This window comes from Stenotrophomonas maltophilia (assembly GCF_004920835.1).
In the GTDB taxonomy this organism is placed as follows: domain Bacteria; phylum Pseudomonadota; class Gammaproteobacteria; order Xanthomonadales; family Xanthomonadaceae; genus Stenotrophomonas; species Stenotrophomonas maltophilia_AQ.
In genome coordinates this window covers 75,553-92,164 of the sequence record NZ_QFHO01000017.1, presented here as the reverse complement: position 1 = coordinate 92,164, position 16,612 = coordinate 75,553, and the positions used below count along the sequence as shown (strand labels likewise).

Annotated in this window: 18 protein-coding genes; 9 read left to right on the top strand and 9 right to left on the bottom strand. The window is 64.2% G+C overall.

What is annotated here, in order from left to right; genetic code table 11:
• Positions 1–147: 147 nt before the first annotated feature.
• From DI041_RS13475 to DI041_RS13465, 3 genes are read right to left on the bottom strand one after another with little or no spacing between them, the layout of a single operon-like run.
• The gene (locus tag DI041_RS13475) at positions 148–636 is read right to left on the bottom strand and encodes a YybH family protein (protein WP_136639022.1); all 489 of its coding nucleotides are present in this window, start codon (positions 634–636) and stop codon (positions 148–150) included.
• A 26-nt stretch (positions 637–662) separates the two neighbouring features.
• Positions 663–1,649: a zinc-binding dehydrogenase gene (locus DI041_RS13470; RefSeq protein ID WP_136639021.1), complete on the bottom strand. Its 987-nt coding sequence runs from the start codon at positions 1,647–1,649 to the stop codon at positions 663–665.
• A 10-nt stretch (positions 1,650–1,659) separates the two neighbouring features.
• A complete protein-coding gene (locus tag DI041_RS13465; protein ID WP_136639020.1) occupies positions 1,660–2,037 on the bottom strand; it encodes a YybH family protein in 378 nt (125 codons plus the stop codon).
• A 132-nt stretch (positions 2,038–2,169) separates the two neighbouring features.
• Between DI041_RS13465 and DI041_RS13460 the strand changes: the two genes are divergently transcribed.
• Positions 2,170–3,060 carry a LysR family transcriptional regulator gene (locus tag DI041_RS13460; protein ID WP_248298485.1) on the top strand — a complete coding sequence of 297 codons (891 nt, stop codon included), beginning with the start codon at positions 2,170–2,172 and terminating at the stop codon, positions 3,058–3,060.
• Between the two features lie 291 nt (positions 3,061–3,351).
• Here DI041_RS13460 and DI041_RS13455 read toward each other — a convergent pair whose 3' ends face one another.
• The 3 genes from DI041_RS13455 to DI041_RS13445 form a co-directional block, all read right to left on the bottom strand.
• Positions 3,352–3,732: a hypothetical protein gene (locus DI041_RS13455; protein ID WP_136639018.1), complete on the bottom strand. Its 381-nt coding sequence runs from the start codon at positions 3,730–3,732 to the stop codon at positions 3,352–3,354.
• A gap of 611 nt (positions 3,733–4,343) precedes the next feature.
• Positions 4,344–4,667 carry a DUF3653 domain-containing protein gene (locus DI041_RS13450; RefSeq protein ID WP_248298484.1) on the bottom strand — a complete coding sequence of 108 codons (324 nt, stop codon included), beginning with the start codon at positions 4,665–4,667 and terminating at the stop codon, positions 4,344–4,346.
• Positions 4,668–4,878: 211 nt separating this feature from the next.
• Entirely contained in the window at positions 4,879–5,340 is a 462-nt protein-coding gene (locus DI041_RS13445; protein ID WP_046982944.1) for a DUF6265 family protein, read from the bottom strand.
• Positions 5,341–5,429: 89 nt separating this feature from the next.
• On the opposite strand from DI041_RS13445, the gene DI041_RS13440 reads away from it, so the two are divergent.
• From DI041_RS13440 to DI041_RS13430, 3 genes are all read left to right on the top strand, one after another.
• Positions 5,430–6,278, top strand: coding sequence for a helix-turn-helix domain-containing protein (locus DI041_RS13440; RefSeq protein WP_136639017.1), 849 nt, complete (start codon positions 5,430–5,432; stop codon positions 6,276–6,278).
• A 316-nt stretch (positions 6,279–6,594) separates the two neighbouring features.
• Entirely contained in the window at positions 6,595–8,790 is a 2,196-nt protein-coding gene (locus tag DI041_RS13435; RefSeq protein WP_136639016.1) for a hypothetical protein, read from the top strand.
• Positions 8,791–8,862: 72 nt separating this feature from the next.
• Positions 8,863–9,348 carry a TspO/MBR family protein gene (locus DI041_RS13430; RefSeq protein WP_136639015.1) on the top strand — a complete coding sequence of 162 codons (486 nt, stop codon included), beginning with the start codon at positions 8,863–8,865 and terminating at the stop codon, positions 9,346–9,348.
• Between the two features lie 29 nt (positions 9,349–9,377).
• Here DI041_RS13430 and DI041_RS13425 read toward each other — a convergent pair whose 3' ends face one another.
• From DI041_RS13425 to DI041_RS13415, 3 genes are read right to left on the bottom strand one after another with little or no spacing between them, the layout of a single operon-like run.
• Positions 9,378–10,061 (bottom strand): Rossmann-fold NAD(P)-binding domain-containing protein, encoded by a 684-nt coding sequence (locus DI041_RS13425; protein WP_046982940.1) that lies wholly within the window; start codon positions 10,059–10,061, stop codon positions 9,378–9,380.
• Positions 10,062–10,082: 21 nt separating this feature from the next.
• Positions 10,083–10,763 carry a ChrR family anti-sigma-E factor gene (locus DI041_RS13420; RefSeq protein ID WP_046982939.1) on the bottom strand — a complete coding sequence of 227 codons (681 nt, stop codon included), beginning with the start codon at positions 10,761–10,763 and terminating at the stop codon, positions 10,083–10,085.
• The gene (locus DI041_RS13415; RefSeq protein ID WP_046982938.1) at positions 10,760–11,383 is read right to left on the bottom strand and encodes a sigma-70 family RNA polymerase sigma factor; all 624 of its coding nucleotides are present in this window, start codon (positions 11,381–11,383) and stop codon (positions 10,760–10,762) included. The genes DI041_RS13420 and DI041_RS13415 overlap by 4 nt, the downstream gene beginning before the upstream one ends.
• A gap of 130 nt (positions 11,384–11,513) precedes the next feature.
• On the opposite strand from DI041_RS13415, the gene DI041_RS13410 reads away from it, so the two are divergent.
• The 5 genes from DI041_RS13410 (at position 11,514) to DI041_RS13390 (ending at position 16,612) form a co-directional block, all read left to right on the top strand.
• Entirely contained in the window at positions 11,514–12,281 is a 768-nt protein-coding gene (locus DI041_RS13410) for a hypothetical protein (RefSeq protein ID WP_136639024.1), read from the top strand.
• Positions 12,282–12,362: 81 nt separating this feature from the next.
• Positions 12,363–13,313 (top strand): acyl-CoA desaturase, encoded by a 951-nt coding sequence (locus DI041_RS13405; protein WP_136639014.1) that lies wholly within the window; start codon positions 12,363–12,365, stop codon positions 13,311–13,313.
• Position 13,314: 1 nt separating this feature from the next.
• Positions 13,315–14,592 carry an NAD(P)/FAD-dependent oxidoreductase gene (locus DI041_RS13400; RefSeq protein ID WP_136639013.1) on the top strand — a complete coding sequence of 426 codons (1,278 nt, stop codon included), beginning with the start codon at positions 13,315–13,317 and terminating at the stop codon, positions 14,590–14,592.
• On the top strand, positions 14,589–15,356 hold the full coding sequence (locus DI041_RS13395; protein WP_136639012.1) for a DUF1365 domain-containing protein: 768 nt from the start codon (positions 14,589–14,591) through the stop codon (positions 15,354–15,356). Before DI041_RS13400 ends, DI041_RS13395 begins: the two co-directional genes overlap by 4 nt.
• Complete coding sequence (locus tag DI041_RS13390; RefSeq protein ID WP_136639011.1) at positions 15,353–16,612, top strand: SAM-dependent methyltransferase; 1,260 nt, start codon at positions 15,353–15,355, stop codon at positions 16,610–16,612. The genes DI041_RS13395 and DI041_RS13390 overlap by 4 nt, the downstream gene beginning before the upstream one ends.

Below are 16,612 nucleotides of genomic sequence, written 5' to 3'. Positions count from 1 at the left end.
GCACTATAGTGGGGGAGGGGTGGGGCGCCAAATGGGGCGGTGCTGATCGGGCGTGACGCGTCACGATAATGGGGCGGGCTCTGCGGGGCAGAGCGCTGCATGTCACCACGGGGTAAGGGATTGAAGAGAAGTGTTCATGCTCATGGCTCACGGCTGACGCGGAGGATTTGTGGTGGAGAAGATGTAACGGGCGAATTTCCATTGCCCATCTTTGCCACGGTGCAGCAGGAAGATTTCCTGATTGGCTTCCGCCCCCGCCGGTCCATCCTTGGCCAGTACCTTTACCGTTCCGTTGGAACGCGTGCGGGCGAATGCCCAGTCGCGCGATAGCGGCTGGATTTCATCAATGGTGAAGTCGATGCTCAACCGGATGGTCTTGAAGATCTGCTGATAGGCAGATCGAATTGCTTCGGCTCCCGCGACCGGCAGACTGTGCTGCGGCATGAAGACCGCATTGTCCGAGTAGAGACGCATTACCGCGTCGACGTCAGAGCTGTTGAGCGCCTGCTCATAGCGCTCAAGCTGGCGGGTGATTGCCGTGGTGTCCGGGCTTGGCATGGCAGTTTTGCCAGAGGCCAGAGCTGCGAAAGGAGACAGAGCCAGTAGAACGGCGAGTGAGGCGAAATAGGTACGCATGGGATTTCTCGATTATCTGTGAGAGGTCAAAGCTGTACGACGAACTTGCCGACGGCCGCATTGCTTTCCATCAGTCGATGGGCCTGCCGGACGTCGTCGAAATCAAAGGTCCTGGTACGCGACGATGGGATCCGGCCGGCGGCGATCTCCTGCGCAATCCAGCGAAGCGGGGATTCGCTCAGCGGCAATGCTGCGGTTCCAAGCAGTCCACTCGGGAAGAAGTTCAGATGGACCGCGCCAGGAAGGTCCTGCATCAGGTGGAACGATTCGAGTACCGGTGCACCACCCAGAAGGCCGATGACCGATGCTCCGCCAAAGGGGCGAAGCGCTTTGACCGAGTCTCGCAGCGTCGCTGCGCCGACAACCTCCAGCACGGCGTCCACGCCGACCGGGATCGACCGTCGAACCAGGGCCGCGATCTCTCCGGTATCGACGATGACCTCGTCAGCACCCGCGTCCTTCAGCCGCGCTTCGTTGCTCACCGTGCGCGTGGTGGCAATGACATTCAGTCCACGTGCCTTGGCGTAAGCAACGCTGGCCATGCCGACTGCCGACGTGGCACCTCGCACCAGCAAGGTCTGCCCGCTCTGGATCCGGAGGCTGCGATCCAGCGCACCCCAGGCTGTCAGATAGGACTCGGGCAGTGCCGCCAGCTCGTCCCAGGCAAGGTCGATACCGTCAAGTGAGATGAGATTCTGCGCAAGCACGCTCACCTGTTCGGCATAGCTGCCTGGGCGGCTGAACTGCAGTCCGCCCATCGCCGTTGCGACCCGCTGTCCCGTGCGGAAGGTGCCGCTCGGATCCCGGATGACTTCACCCACGGCCTCGATACCGGGTACAACGGGGCTATCGATCGGGCCCATCTTGCCTTGGCGTCGATAGACCTCGGCACGATTCAACCCGAATGCGCGGACCCTGACGAGCACCTCATCGTTGTTGCTCTCGGGTGCGCCAATGTCGCGCAGCTGCAGAACCTCTGGGCCGCCGGCCTGTTCAATCACATATGCCTTCATGACGGATTCCTCAGGAGCGCGGCTGATTGGTGGCGAACAGGTAGCGATGGATCTTCCACTCGCCGGCCTCCAGGCGGAACACGAACAACTCGTTGTTGCCCTCAGTCACCTCGACGCCGGCGGCCAGGATTCGGGTGCGGCCGGCCGAGCTCGTGCGCACCCACGCCCACTCGCCAACCTGAACGACTTCGTGGATGTCGAAGGTCACATTGAGCTTGATGGTGGCGAATACCTGCTCATAGCCCGCACGTACGGCCTCACGCCCCTCTAGGGCAGGCGCGTTCTGCGGCATGAAGACCGGTTCGGCGCTATAGAGACTCAGAATGGTGTCGGTGTCTCTGCCATTCAGGGCGGTTTCGTAGGACTTGAGAACTGCTGCAATAGACATGGGATGTTCCAGTTGGCTCACCGGGGATCGGTGGCGTGGAGCAACTTTGCGGGTTTCAAAAATGAGATAGAATCCTCATATTTGAGATCGCTCCTGCCATAAATGAGAGGCTAGATCGTGGACTTGAACGCCGTGCAGATGTTTGTCGCAGTGGTGCAGGCCGGAAGCATTTCGGCTGCAGCCGAGCGACTCCAGCTGCCTCTGCCTACCGTGAGTAGGCGGGTTCGGGAGCTTGAGCGCGAGTTGAACGTTCAGCTGTTGGAGCGGTCGGCTCGAGGCACCCGCCTGACCGACGCCGGCGCACGCTTGTACGAGCACGCGGTGCGCGGGATTGAACTGCTCGCCGAGGCACAGCAATCCGTGGTCAGTGACCAGGCGCGCCTGAAGGGACGCCTGAGGTTGTCACTTCCACCTGCGTTCGAGCCTTGGTGGGAGCTGCTGTCGCGGTTCCAGCTGCAATACCCGGACATTCAATTGCAGGTGCACACCACCGAAAGGCGCATCGATCTGATTGAAGACGGAATCGATGTTGCGCTCCGTGTCGGCACCATTACCCATGAAGCCATGGTGGCGAGACGGGTTCTGGAATATCGCCATTTGCTGGTTGCGTCTCCAGCACTGATAGAGCGTCTTGGGGTTCCGGGATCGATCGACGATCTTCATCAATTTCCGTGCGCCACTTGGGTCTTGGGTGCAAATGCACGGGGTCGTTGGCTAATCGGGGGGCACGACGTTGAGCCTCGCAGTGTCCTCGCCACGAACGACTATGCACATCTGCGCAGCCGCGCTCTGGCCGGAGACGTCGTGACCGAGCTGCCCCCCTTCCTGGCGGCAGATGCAATTCGCACGGGTGACCTCGTGGAACTGTTGCCTCAGTGTCCATTGCCCCAGCAGCAGATTCACCTGCTGTATCCCTCGCATCGGCATCCTTCGTCAATCATCAGAACCTATTTGGACTTCTGCCAGGCCGAGATCTCATTGCTCAGCAAGGACTGGCTACAGCAAGGAGAGGTACGTGCCTGATCTATCCCATGTGAGTAGGGGTTGCAGCGACTACCTGTCTAACGGCCAAAGGTGGGCGGGCACACTAGTAGCTCTGAGGGCACGACTTGAGGCCGATCCGTTCGTCGTGTCTGCTATTGGCCAGAAGCGGACATCAGCGGGGCAGGAGGCTAGGAAGATTTATCGGGGTAGAACCCGGTGAATGGCTCCGCTGCCGGGAGCAGTGAATCAGCAACCTAAAAGGGCACATCAAGCGCAAACCGGAGCTTATCTTGATACCTAGCCTGTTTCTTTAGGAGCGCAGTCACCGATTCAGATAGCTCGGAATCCTGATTCAGCAGAGGGAGCTACCGACTCAGTAAGACACTTCAAGTACTGGGGCAGGGCGCTCGCCTGAACAAAGTGCACCAAGGCGGACAGCTCTCTTCGATTGACCATATAGCGGGAAAGATGCGTGATCCCGTCTATTTCGGTCACAGTCGGCGAATTCCCCTTGTAGAAGACATCAACCAAGGGAGCATCCACGATGGACAGCAAGGTGAAGTGATACAGCCGCTTCTTGTTCTTTGCCCTGTTCGGCAAAGACTCCATATCCTTCTTGCAGCTTGCGAGCACGGCCGAGACCACCTCCAAGTCTTTATTTGTAACAGTCCTGTAGGCAATGAGATCGAGCTCTCGAGCACGCCCATCCACACCGTCTGCGTAACCCGGCGAGTTTCTGATTAACGTGACGCGTCACGGGCAACGATCTCGCGGCGAAAGGACCCAGCCCCCATCAGCATCCATCTGTCTGTATGGCTTTCCAGCAAAGCACTGCACAGCACTGGCCGGGAGGTCGCCACACCGAGAGCCGGGAAGGTTCTCCCACCCACCTTCAATTCGACGGAAGAACATCCCATTGATACAGCGCAGACCCTGCGCTTTCTGGGGTGGCTGTGCCTGCAGGCGTTCGGGAGGCGTCGATGGCATCGAACTGACAGCTGTCGACCGCTCAGGCCTCGCCGTCGAAGACTGCTCAGTGGCCTCGATAGATCGCCGCACACCTTCAAAACGCTCACTCCAGGCACTATTAGTCCGGCCAAGCGTAAGCACGCCGATGGTTGTAAGGCTCACCAGAGTCAAAAATCCGGTGATCAGCCACGGGAAATTCCAGCGCCTTCGCTCAATCGGCGGAAGGTACTCAGGCCGTTCGCGCTCCATACGCCCCCCCCCCAATCACGTCCAGACTGCATTGCACCGGGGGTGTAGGGACAGCGCCTCTACGGAAGCGCCTCACACGCGCTGACGCGGCCTCGGACCACGGCTCATATAGACCACATTGGACGTCTCGGCGTCGGGGCCGGGATCACGCACGCCGAACGCTCTCGGCGAATTCTGAGCGCTTCGGCTAGGTAGATGGCGCTGGATTTCGCCGTGGTCGAAGCTTTCCGCGAAGCTGAGGTCCGGGGAGCCGCCTCAGCCATCATCAGCCGCCATTTCCGTGCGATGTTGCAGGTCAGGGACCACCAGGTCATGTCGCAAGGCTCCAACTGGTGACCCTCAGGGGTGAACATGTGCCCAGCTTGGAATCCGAAACCGGCCCACGGGCCGGTCAGTTCGATGCGATCATGGGGATCGATCTTGCTCATGCTGCAATCTCATCCTTGTCGGGGGAGCCAACAGGGAGGCAAGAGCCAAGCCAGAGTCGGAGCCATTGCCAAGCGGAGCCCACGAACCGGATCACGCCCGATACGACATTTCGCATAATGTATATTATGTTCAAAGCAGAACTGCCGCCCAGCAGGCGGGAGCCTCCCCGGCCCTGAGATCCCGGGCCTCAGCCCTGGGCAGCCTTCCCACTCACTCTCCGCAGCGCCGATAGTCAAACGGAATCCGCAGCAGCTTCCCATCCTCGCCCGGTCCAGAGATGCTCGCCTGTAATGACTCGCCATCCCGCCGGTACTCGATGCGATTCGGGAAGTCATGCTGCGGATTCTCAAAGACCACCCAGTTTGCGCCATGGTCGGCAATGACGAATGTCGTCGGCGCCACGCCATTGGGCTGCACGTGCAGGCCAGCCGCTTTGCCTGCAGACACCAGACGCATGTACTCGAATGATTCCATGTCGCCGTGGTTCAGCGTGCGCGACATGCCAAGCAAGGCGCCACCGGCCTCGGGCAGCCAGACCTCATCAAGCCTGCGCTCCTCGGAGCCGCCACACCAATGCCCGGCCAGCCAGTCGAACTCGGCCGGCGCCGCCACGACCGCGCCACTTCCCAACGCCAATCCTGCGCCCAGCACCACCATCTTCGACTTCAACATGCCCTGGCCTCCTGGATGTGTTGGCCGCAGCTTAGCGGCGTGGCACCTGGGGCGCTTGTAAAAACGCGCAGGATGGCGTCCGATGCCGCATGGACTACTGCGAACACCCGGCCCCCGACGACCTCCGCCGTCACGTCCAGTGCATCTGGTGGCTGCAGGACGACGCTCCCGGAAATGACGTGCAGGTCATCTATCCCGATGGCCGGTGCGAGTTGCTGGCCGAACTTGGCGTGCCGCTGCAGCTGCATGGCGCAGATGGCCGGATCCGTTCCGATCTGCCGTTCTGTTTCGCGGCACAGCAGTCAGGGCCTATCCGTTTGCAGGCCGCTGGTGCGGTGTTCTGTGTTGGTGTGCGGCTGCAGCCGGCCGCGAGCGCCCTGGTTGCCGGCACCTGCTTGCCTGGACTTCGCGACCAGGCGCCAGATCTGTACACACTTGATGCCTCCTTCGCCGAGATCTTCAGTGCCGCCGCACGCGCCAGCGCGGCGACCAATACACCCGCGCCTCTCTGGCAGCTCCTGCGGGATCGGTGTGCCAGCTTCCCCCTGGACGAGCGCGTCGAACAAGCGGTTGCGGAGCTGGATGCGACGGAGGGCGATCTGCGCATCGCCGAGTTGGCACGGCAGCTTGGTATGTCCCTGCGCGGCCTGCAATCCCGTTTCCTGGCCGCCGTGGGCATGACACCAAAGGAATACGCCCGTGTGCGCCGCCTGCAGGCGTTGCTGCGCACATTGGATGGAGAAACCATGACCATCGCTTCCGCCGCTGCGCGCCACGGTTACAGCGATCAGGCCCATGCCACGCATGATCTGGTGCGCTGGACGGGTGTCACGCCCGCCCGCCTGGTCCACGCGCTGTGGGGCGATCGCGGTAGCGACGATGCGCTGCGGCTGGCCGCCGCCTTCGTGCGCGGAACCAGTGGCGGCCGCTCACTGTGAGCCCCCTGCTCCACGTCGTCCTACAGACACCTGTGCATCACATATACATCGACCAGGCCCAGCTACCGATGTCGGAACGCCGCCGGCAGCATAAGATCCCGGCCTGGAAGCGGCCGGCAAATGGCGGTCTTGAAGATCGCCCACATGGCACCGAAGTCATCCGCGATGGCGGCTCGGATCTCCATGCGACTCCTGCAGATCTGGCGTGAGAATCAAGGAGGACACCAGCAGAACCGCGCTGCGGTCGTGCCTGCTTCACGCGCCACCGCCATCAGTTCCGCAATAGTTGAGCAAATTCCGGCCTCTAGAGCAGTACATGCCCCCTACTCCCGCACGCACTCCACACCGGTTCCGCCGATGGCGCGTCGCTGGCTACAGCCTGCTGGGCGTGTACGTACTCTACCTGCTGGCCGGCAACATCTTCCTCAACAGCCCGCTGTTCGACCAGGTCACCAACCGCAAGCCGCATAAGTTCGTGATGACTACCGGCCCGGCCATCACGCTGCTGCCCGGCCACGTCATTGCCTGGAACGTGCACATGCGCGGCCACGTCAACCACACCGTCTACGTGCTGCACGCCGAGCGTGCCAGCGCTCGCTTGGCCGTGCTGCCCCTGTTCCGCCGCGAAGTGAGGGTTCCCCGATTGCAGGCCACAGGCGTGTCGGCCGAAATCAGCCGCGTGGAGGACGCCATTCCGTCGCCGCCACGCAGCGATCGGGGCTGGACCCTGCGCTTCGACGCCATCCATAGCGACAGCATCCGCAGCGCACGGCTCGGCAAGCTGCTGATCATCGGCAAGGGCCGGGGCACGGTCGGATTCCTCAAGCAGCTGCGCGGCGGCCCGTCCGAACTGTTCGATTCCGAGGTGTCGTTCAGCAAAGCAGACACCAGCTATGACGGCGTGCAGCTGCTGGGCGACATGGATCTGACAGCGCACTTCAGCTATCCGCGCCACTATCGCGACCAGGCGCCTGGCCTTGCCAAATTGAAGTTGCTGCATGCACAACTTGATGTGGACGCGCGCAGCCAGGGTCTGCGCATGGATACGGACGCGCAGACGCCCCGCATCTCCAGCTCGCCGGTTCCGGGTCGCCTGCAACTGGCGGTCCACCTGTTGGACGGCCAGCTGCAACCTGGTGACCACGCGCTCTGGCAGGTTCCGCTCTACCTCGGAGACGGCGCGCCGGATCGTGGCCTGCTGGCCCTGCAGCTCAATGTGGCCAACGACATGCGCCTGCAGGCACGCCTGCCGCCACGCCCTGATTCGGCCGCTGGCATCGATGCCAACCTGCACATCACCGGGCGTGAGATTCCATTCCAGCACCCTGCCCAGCTGCTGGAACGCAGCTCCGGCACCGTGCGCGGCGAATGGACCTTCACCTCGCTCAACTGGATCCCTGCCCTGTTCGTACGCAAATCGTGGCTGCAGCTGGATGGCGGCGGCACGCTGAAGGCGGATCTACGCCTGCGCAATGGTGAACTGATCGAAGGCAGCACCGTGGATATTCCCTCGGCCGCAGCCGTGGCCGAAGTGGCCGGCGTGCGTCTGGCCGGCACGGCCAGCGCGCATGGCGAGCTGAAGGCCGGGACACCCACTCAGGCACAGCTGGCGATCCGGCTGCCGCGCTTCACCGCGCGCCCCAGCGATGCCAGGAACGTGCGGCTGTTCGATGGGCGCGACCTGGCCGTGGACCTTACCGGCGACGGCCGCCTGCAGGAACTGCGCAAGGGCGTTCGCGCGCGGCTGCGCTTCAGTGAAGCGACCATCCCGGACCTGGCCGCCTACAACCGTTACCTTGGCTCTCAACAGGTGCGGCTGCTGCGCGGCACCGGCAGCCTCAGTGGTGACGCCACGCTCGACACCGACGGCCGCGTCGGCCACGGCACCGCGCGCCTGCAGGGTCGCAACGCCAGCGCGAAGGTCGCGGGCCTGGACATGGGCGGTGACCTCGACGTGAATGCCACGCTTCGACGCGGCGACTTCAACCAGCGCCACTTCGATCTGTCCGGAACCACGGTGGAACTGCGCAATGTGCAGGTGGCGGGCAGCGAGCGCACTACGGCGTGGAAAGGACGCGCCGCCTTCAAGCGCGGGCGCATCGATGCTCAATCGCCGTTCCAGGTGGATGCCACTACCGACCTGACCTTGAGTGACGCACGGCCACTGCTGGCACTGTTTGCCGAACGCACCGACTACCCGCGCTGGACCCTGTCCCTGCTGGATTCCGGGCAGGTCGATGCGCGGGCCACGCTGCGCTGGCGCCCGGGTCATCTGGTGATCGACGGCCTGCAGGCCGAGAACGATCGTCTTTCGGTGCGCGCGCGGCTGGATCTGCTGGAACAGCGCAAGCGTGGCGATCTCTACCTGCGCTGGGGACTGCTCGGTGCCGGCATCGAGCTGGATGGCGACCATCGCCAGTGGCATCTGGCCAAGGCACGCGAGTGGTTCGATCAGCGGCCTTCACTGTTGCCGACGAGCCAGGGAACAGGCGCCGCCAGTTCTTCGGACTGAAGGTGCCCGTACCGCATCCATCTGCCGCGCTTGTGCGTATGCGTCGGCATACCTATTCAGGAGATGCATGCAATGAAGAGGAGCACGCAAGGTGCTGGCCTGCTGGGTTGGATCGCGATCACGTTTGCCGCCGCTGCGCTGGGCGCTTGGGCCTCGACGTCAGCCGCCAGCTTCTATGCCAGCCTCGTACTTCCCTCCTGGGCGCCGCCGGCCCGTGTGTTCGGTCCGGTATGGACCCTGCTCTACGCAATGATGGCGACTGCAGCGTGGCTGGTCTGGCGTGAACGCGGCTGGCGCGGGGCCTGGCCAGCACTGTCGCTCTATCTGTTGCAGCTGGCCATCAATGCACTGTGGAGCTGGCTGTTCTTCGGCTGGAAGCTGGGCGCCCTCGCTTTCATCGATATTCTTGTACTGCTGGTACTTGTTTGCGCCACCATCTTTGCATTCGCGCGCATCCATCGCGGTGCCGCGGTGATGCTGCTGCCTTACCTGGCTTGGATATCGTTCGCCGCTGCGCTGAACTTTTCGGTCTGGCAGGCTAATCCGGTGGCACTGTGAGTGTTCTGATTTCCGCAGGCCTGCGGAAATCAGGCCATCGGGTCGCCTTCGCCAGCAGCGATCCGGTTGATCTGAGCGCACTCCACCGTCGCGGGCGGGTTGCCCATGCCGGCCAGCGCGATCATCGCCTGGCCCAGTGCAAGATTGCTGGTCACCAGCCCAGGGGTAATCACCCCTGCCAGTTTCATCAGCGGTGCACCACCCCAGTACAACGGTTTCAGCAGGGCATGCCGGGTACCGGTGCCCGCCACCGGGCGGACGCCACCAGGGCGCAGCATGACTGTCCGGAGCGGTAACGCACGCAATGCCTGCTCGGTTTCGCCCTTGATCCGCAGCGGCATGATCCGGCTTTGCGGGTCCGCGCCTGCGCCAGATACATACAGGAAGCAACCGCGGGGGTTCGCAGCGGCCCAGGCGCGCGCGACGGCGAGCGTGGTATCCAGGGTCACCCGCCGGTACTCAGCCTCGGCAGTGCCCACAGGTGGCGCGCCTGCGCAGTACAGGCAGGCGTCGTAGCCAACCAGATCATCGCGCTGCTCATTGATGCGCAGGAAGTCCGGCACCACCAGCTCGTCACCGGCGACGGCAAGGCTGCCTTGATGCCGTACCAGAGCGGTCAGGCTGGCAACCCTTGGCGAAGTCTGGCAGGCCTTGGCCACGCCCTGCCCCACCAGCCCGGCGACACCGGTCAGCAACACGCGCATTCCCTTCATCGCGCTCATCACAGCACCCCGTTAGAGCTTCACGAAACGCTGGATCTTCCGCGCCAGCCAGCCGCTGAACACCAGCGGTGCGTCCAGTGCAGATACGCAGATGCAGGGCACGCCCGGCGCGGTCACCGGCTGGTGCTCCACGTCCTCATCCAGATCCGCCACGTCGCCCGGCGCGAACAACCCGAGGGCATCGTTGTAGGAGCCACGCAGGATCTGGGTCAGCTCACTGCGGCCATGGCTGTGCATGGGAAGGCATTTGCCGGGCGCGATCTTCAGCATGATCAGTGAAGGCATCTGTTCGGCGCGGATGCAATGCACCCCCGGCGCCATCCAGCGCCAGCGCAGGCCACTGAGCGAGGTGCCGAAGTAAGGATGCAGCGATGCCGGCAGATGATCGGGATCCGCTTCCGGCCGTTCTGGCGGTACTGGACGCGCCGGCGCTGCAACACTGATCGGCGACTCCGTAGTCAGGCGCCGCAACATCGCCTCGCGCATTACATCCCGACGCGCATCACCGTCGCCTTGCGGCGGCTGTGTCTGCTCCAGCAGCGCCGAACCGATCGCCTCGGCATCGCGCAGCCGCTGGCGGCACTGCGGGCACTGCTCCAGGTGCGTGCCGGCAACAATGCTCAGCGGCGCCGGCAACGCGCCCGCGGCATAGCTCATCAGGGTGGATTCGTGAAGATGGTGGTGCGGATTCACAGCGCGCCTCCCACCTTGGATTGCAGTTGCAGGAACGCGCGCCGCAGATGCGATTTGACCGTGCCCAGCGGCATACCCAGCGCTTCTGCGATCTCGCCGTGGCTCTTGGCCTCGAAATAGGACATGCGGACCAGTCGCGCCTGCACCGCAGGCAGCTCGTTGATCCGCTGGCGCAGCCGGGCCTGGTCGGCGAACTGCTCGGCGCTGCTGCGCTCGACCACGTCTGCCGTCGCTGCGTACTCCACCGCAGCCTGCACCTGCATCCAGCTGCGCTCATGCCGTACCCGGTCGATGTGCAGGTTTCGCGCGATACGGTACAGCCAGGTACTCAACGCTGCCTGCGCAGGGTCGTAGTCGGCTGCGCGCAGCCACAGCCTTAGCAGACACTCCTGCGCGAGCTCCTCGGCCACTGCCCCGGGCGCACCCAGACCTCGCAGATAGACACACAGGCGCGGCATGAAATGATCGTAGATGCGCATGAAGCAATCGCGGTCGCGCAGCCGCGCCACACCGTCCATGTCACCGGCCCAGTTCGTCGGCTCGCTGCTCGGCTGCTGGGAACTGGACACAATGCGTACGCTATCGAAGTTGAAGGCAGGGCTGGCGGCGTCAGGGTACATCTGCGTTCGCGGCGGGCAGGTGAAGGTCTGTTGTCTCTACGGCTGGGGGCAGCGTTTGGATGCAGCCAGGCTGCGCATCCAGCCGCGCCTCTGCACCGTAAGCCTTGAGCCCCCCTACAGGTTGTCCCTCATGCGCACCATCTGGCTGTTGCTCTGCCTGCCCTGCACCGCACTGGCCAGCCCTTGGCTGCGCATCGAAGGTGTTGCCACCACGCCGCAAGGGGCTGCCGCCTATCGGGAACTGCACTGGCAGCGCTCCGCCCAGGACGGCTCCGAGCGCTGGGTGCTGTACCAATGTCCGGATGGACGCCCCTTCGCACGCAAGCACCTGCCCGCCACCTTGCAGGCACAGGCGCGCGGCTACACCCTGGAGGACAGGCGCAGCGGCCAGGCGGCGGAGGTAGTGGCCGACGGCGGAACGGTCGTGGTCGGCTGGAAGGAAGCCGCCGCCTCCGCACGGCGCCAGCGTCGCCTCACCCTGCCGGCAGATGCTGTGATCGACGCCGGATTCGATGCGGCAGTGCGCCTGCATTGGCCTGCCTTGATGCGTGGTGAGCGCGTCTCGCTGCCTTTTCTGGTTCCGGCGCGGCAACGCTTCTACCCGGTACAGGTGGTGCGCAGCGGGCCGCTACGCTGGCAGGGTATCGATGCCCAGTCCATCGAGGTCAGCCTGGACACCTGGTATGGCGGCATCGCACCCCGCCTGTCGCTTGTCTATGCGAGCGCAGACCGGCGGCTGCTGGAATTTCGTGGTACCAGCAATCTTCGCGATGCGCGGGGCGGCTACCCACAGGTGGTGGTGCGGTTTGCATCAGCGCCGCGTGAAAGCGCTGCGGCTGAGTGGCAACGGGCCTGGACGCAACCGCTCGTTGCCGACTGCGCCGTGACGCCCAGGTGAATCGGCAACGATCTGCACGGCAGTGCATCCATTCTGTGTTCTGGTGCGTAGAGGAAGACACGACTTCAGCCGAGATCCGTCATGGCTTCTGTAGCGCCCCTTCCCCGCCGACGCCACCGTCTCCTGCGTACATTGAAGCGCTGGATCGACACCAGCAGCGGTGCAGATGCCGGCGCGGGCCAGCCGGGCCGCATTGATTGGTTGCGCGCTGTGCCATTCGCATTGATGCACGCAGCCTGCCTGGCGGTGATCTGGGTCGGCATCTCGTGGATCGCGGTGATCGTGGCCGTTGCACTCTACGCAGTGCGGATGTTCGCGATCACCGCGTTCTACCACCGCTACTTCTCGCACCGCACCTTCCAGGCGTCGCGACCAGTGCAGTTCGCGTTTGCGGTGATCGGTGCCGCCAGCGTGCAGCGCGGGCCGCTGTGGTGGGCCGCCCATCACCGCCACCACCATCGCCATGCCGACCAACCCCTGGACCCGCACTCACCCCGCGAAGGGGGTTTCTGGCGCAGCCACATGGGCTGGTTCCTGACCCGTGAAGCCTTCGCCACCGATCTTTCGCGGGTGCCCGATCTCGCCCGCTTCCCGGAACTTCGCTGGCTGGACCGTTTCGATACCGCGGTGCCGATGCTGCTGGCCGCCGGCCTCTATGCACTGGGTGCCGCGCTTGAACGCTGGGTACCCGCACTGCACACCTCCGGACCGCAGCTGCTGGTATGGGGCTTCTTCATCTCCACCGTGGTGCTGTTCCATGCCACGGTCACCATCAATTCACTGGCGCACCGGTTCGGGCGCCGCCGCTTCGAAACCCGCGACGACAGCCGCAACAATCTCTGGCTGGCACTGCTCACCTTCGGCGAAGGCTGGCACAACAATCACCACTTCTTCCCAGGCACGGTCCGCCAGGGCTTCCGCTGGTGGGAGATCGACCTGACCTGGTACGGGCTGCGTGCGATGTCCGCGGTCGGCCTGGTCAAAGGACTCAAGCCGATTCCCGAATGGGTACTGGCCAAGGCGAGGTACTGACATGCGCATCGCGATCATCGGCTCCGGCATTGCAGGCCTGGCCAGCGCCTGGTGGCTGCACGGCGAACATGAAGTCACGCTGTTTGAAGCCAATGACTACCTGGGCGGCCATACCCACACCCATGACGTGCAGGTGGGCGGCCGGCGCATGGCCGTGGATACCGGCTTCATCGTCTTCAACCCGCGGCACTATCCGCTGCTCACCGCCTTGTTCGATGAGCTGGGCGTGGCCTCGCAGCCGACCACGATGAGCTTTTCAATGCACAGCGAGCGCAGCGGCGTGGAATATAACGCCACCTCGCTGGACGGCCTGTTCTGCCAGCGCCGCAACCTGCTGTCGCCACGCTTCTGGGGCATGCTGGCCGACCTGCGCCGCTTCTACCGCGACGCGCCGCTGCTGTTGGCGGAAGACCAGGGTCCGACGCTCGGTCAGTACCTGCGCGACCAGCGCTATGGCGAGGCTTTCATCGAAGAGCACCTGCTGCCTATGGCCTCGGCACTGTGGTCTTCGCCAACCGCTACCGTGATGGACTTCCCGGCCCGCTATCTGGCCCAGTTCATGGCCAATCACCAGATGCTGCAGATGACCGGGCGTTCGACGTGGCGGGTGGTCAAAGGCGGCTCAGCGCGCTATGTCGAAGCCTTGCGCGCCCGTTGGCAGGTGCGCGAACGACTGGAGTGCCCGGTGCATTCGGTCGAGCGCACGCCCTGGGGCGCGCGGGTGCACAGTGCGGCCGGCGTGGAAGGCTTCGACGAGGTGATCCTGGCCTGCCATAGCGACCAGGCACTGGCGCTGCTGGGTGACGCCGATGCCATCGAGCGCGAGGTGCTTGGTGCCATCCGCTACCAACCCAACGAAGCCGTGCTGCACACCGATGCATCGCTGCTGCCACGCGATCGCAAGGCCTGGGCCGCCTGGAACGCGCACGTGCCGCGCGACCCCGCGGCGCCGTGCACGGTCAGTTACTGCATGAACCTGCTGCAGGGCCTGCCCGGTGACACTCCGCTGGTAGTGACCCTCAACCGCAGCGAGGCGATCGAACCGGCCAAGGTGCTGCGTACGCTGCGTTACGCGCACCCGGTGCATGACCATGCCGCAGTACGCGCGCAGCAGCGCTGGGGCGAACTACAGGGCCGGCGCCATACATGGTTCGCCGGCGCCTATTGGGGCTGGGGCTTCCATGAGGACGGCATCCGCAGTGCCCACCGCGTGGTCGACGCACTGCGTGCCTGCGAGCCGCATCGATTGGCACCGGCGTTCGGCGAGGTCGCCGCGTGAGCGCCAGCGCACTCTATTTCGGGCAGGTGGTGCATCGGCGCCACCACCCGCATCCGCATGCCTTCCGCTATCCGGTCGCACAGCTGCTGCTGGATCTTGATGAGCTGGAGACCGTGTTCGCACGACGCTGGCTGTGGTCGGTCAACCGGCGCAACCTGGCCGAGTTCCGGCGCAGCGACTACTTCGGTAATCCCGCGCAACCACTCGCCGATGCCGTGCGCGACCACGCCGCCAACACCCTCGGCCACCGCCCCTGCGGGCCCGTGCGCCTGCTCACCCACCTGCGCTTTGCCGGCCACGTGGTCAACCCGGTCAGCTTCTACTACTGCTACCAGGCTGACGGCAGCACGCTGGACTGCATCGTCGCCGACATCACCAATACCCCATGGAAGGAACGCCACGCATACGTACTGCCGGCATCGACCGCGCTCCATGAGGGCGCGTCACTACGCTGGCAGTTCGACAAATGCTTCCACGTCTCGCCATTCATGGCGATGGATTGCCGCTATGACTGGCGGTTCAACGCGCCCGGCGAGGACCTGCGCGTGCACATGCAGGTGTGGCGTGACGGCGTGCGACAGTTCGATGCCACTCAGTCCATGCAGCGGCGCCCGCTGGACGGACGCGGCCTTGCGCGCGTCCTCGCCTGCTATCCGTTGATGACCACCCAGGTGGTGGCCGCCATCCATTGGCATGCGCTGCGCCTGTGGCTGAAGCGCAACCCGGTGCACGACCATCCTTCCCTTGCCGAGAAACCACGATGAACGAGATGAATCCCTCGGTAGCCCTGCCACAGCCGGGCACGCTCGACGTTTTCCTGCGCAGGCGCCTGCTGGCGCAGCTGGCGCCCCTGCGCGACGGCCATCTGTGCGTGCGCGATGCGCTGGGTGAGGTCTGGCTGGGTGAAGCCCGCGGCGAGCTGCAGGTCACGGTCACCATCGACGATCCGGCGTTCTATCGAAAAGTGGCTGCACAGGGCAGCGTCGGCGCTGGCGAGAGCTACATCCACGGCGACTGGCACTGCGATGATCTGGTGGCACTGGTGCGGCTGCTGGTACGCAACCGCGATCTGCTCGACAGCATGGAGCACGGCCCGGCCCGCGTGGGCGGCTGGCTGCTGCGCGGCTGGAACCGCCTGCGCCGCAACAGCCGTGAAGGCAGTCGCCGCAACATCGCGGCGCACTACGACCTCGGCAACGACTTCTTCGCGCTGTTCCTGTCGCGGGACATGATGTATTCCTCTGCCCTGTTCGCAGATGACAGTGAATCGCTGGAGACGGCGTCGCGACGCAAACTGGACCGCATCTGCCATCAGCTGCAACTCAAGCCCGGCGACCACGTAGTCGAGATCGGCACCGGCTGGGGCGGTTTCGCCGTGCATGCGGCCCAGCACTATGGCTGTCACGTCACCACCACCACCATTTCCGCCGAGCAGCACGCACTGGCCACGGAACGTGTAAAGGCTGCCGGCCTGCAGGGGCGCGTCACCCTGTTGATGCAGGACTATCGGGACCTGCAGGGCCGCTACGACAAGCTGGTGTCGATCGAGATGATCGAAGCCATTGGTGCCGAGTACCTGGATACCTACATGGCCACGCTGCAGCGCCTGCTGAAGCCGGACGGCGTGGCACTGCTGCAGGCCATCACCATCGAGGACCAGCGCTACGAACAGGCGCGACGCAGTGTTGATTACATCAAGCGCTACGTATTCCCGGGCAGCTTCATTCCCTCGATCAACGCGATCATGGCGGCCAAGACCCGGGTCAGCGACCTGCAGCTGATCGCACAGCAGGATTTCGGCCATTCCTACGCGCTGACCCTGCGTGCATGGCGCCATCGCTTCCTCGCCCAGCTGCCTGCGGTGCATGCGCAGGGCTTCGACGCGCGCTTCTGCCGTCTGTGGGAGTTCTATCTGGCGTACTGCGAGGGGGGCTTCCTGGAGCGTTCGATCGGCGTGTCGCATCTGTTGCTGGCGCGTCCGGGCCATCGGCTTATGGCGGCGGCGAGCGATGGCCACTGA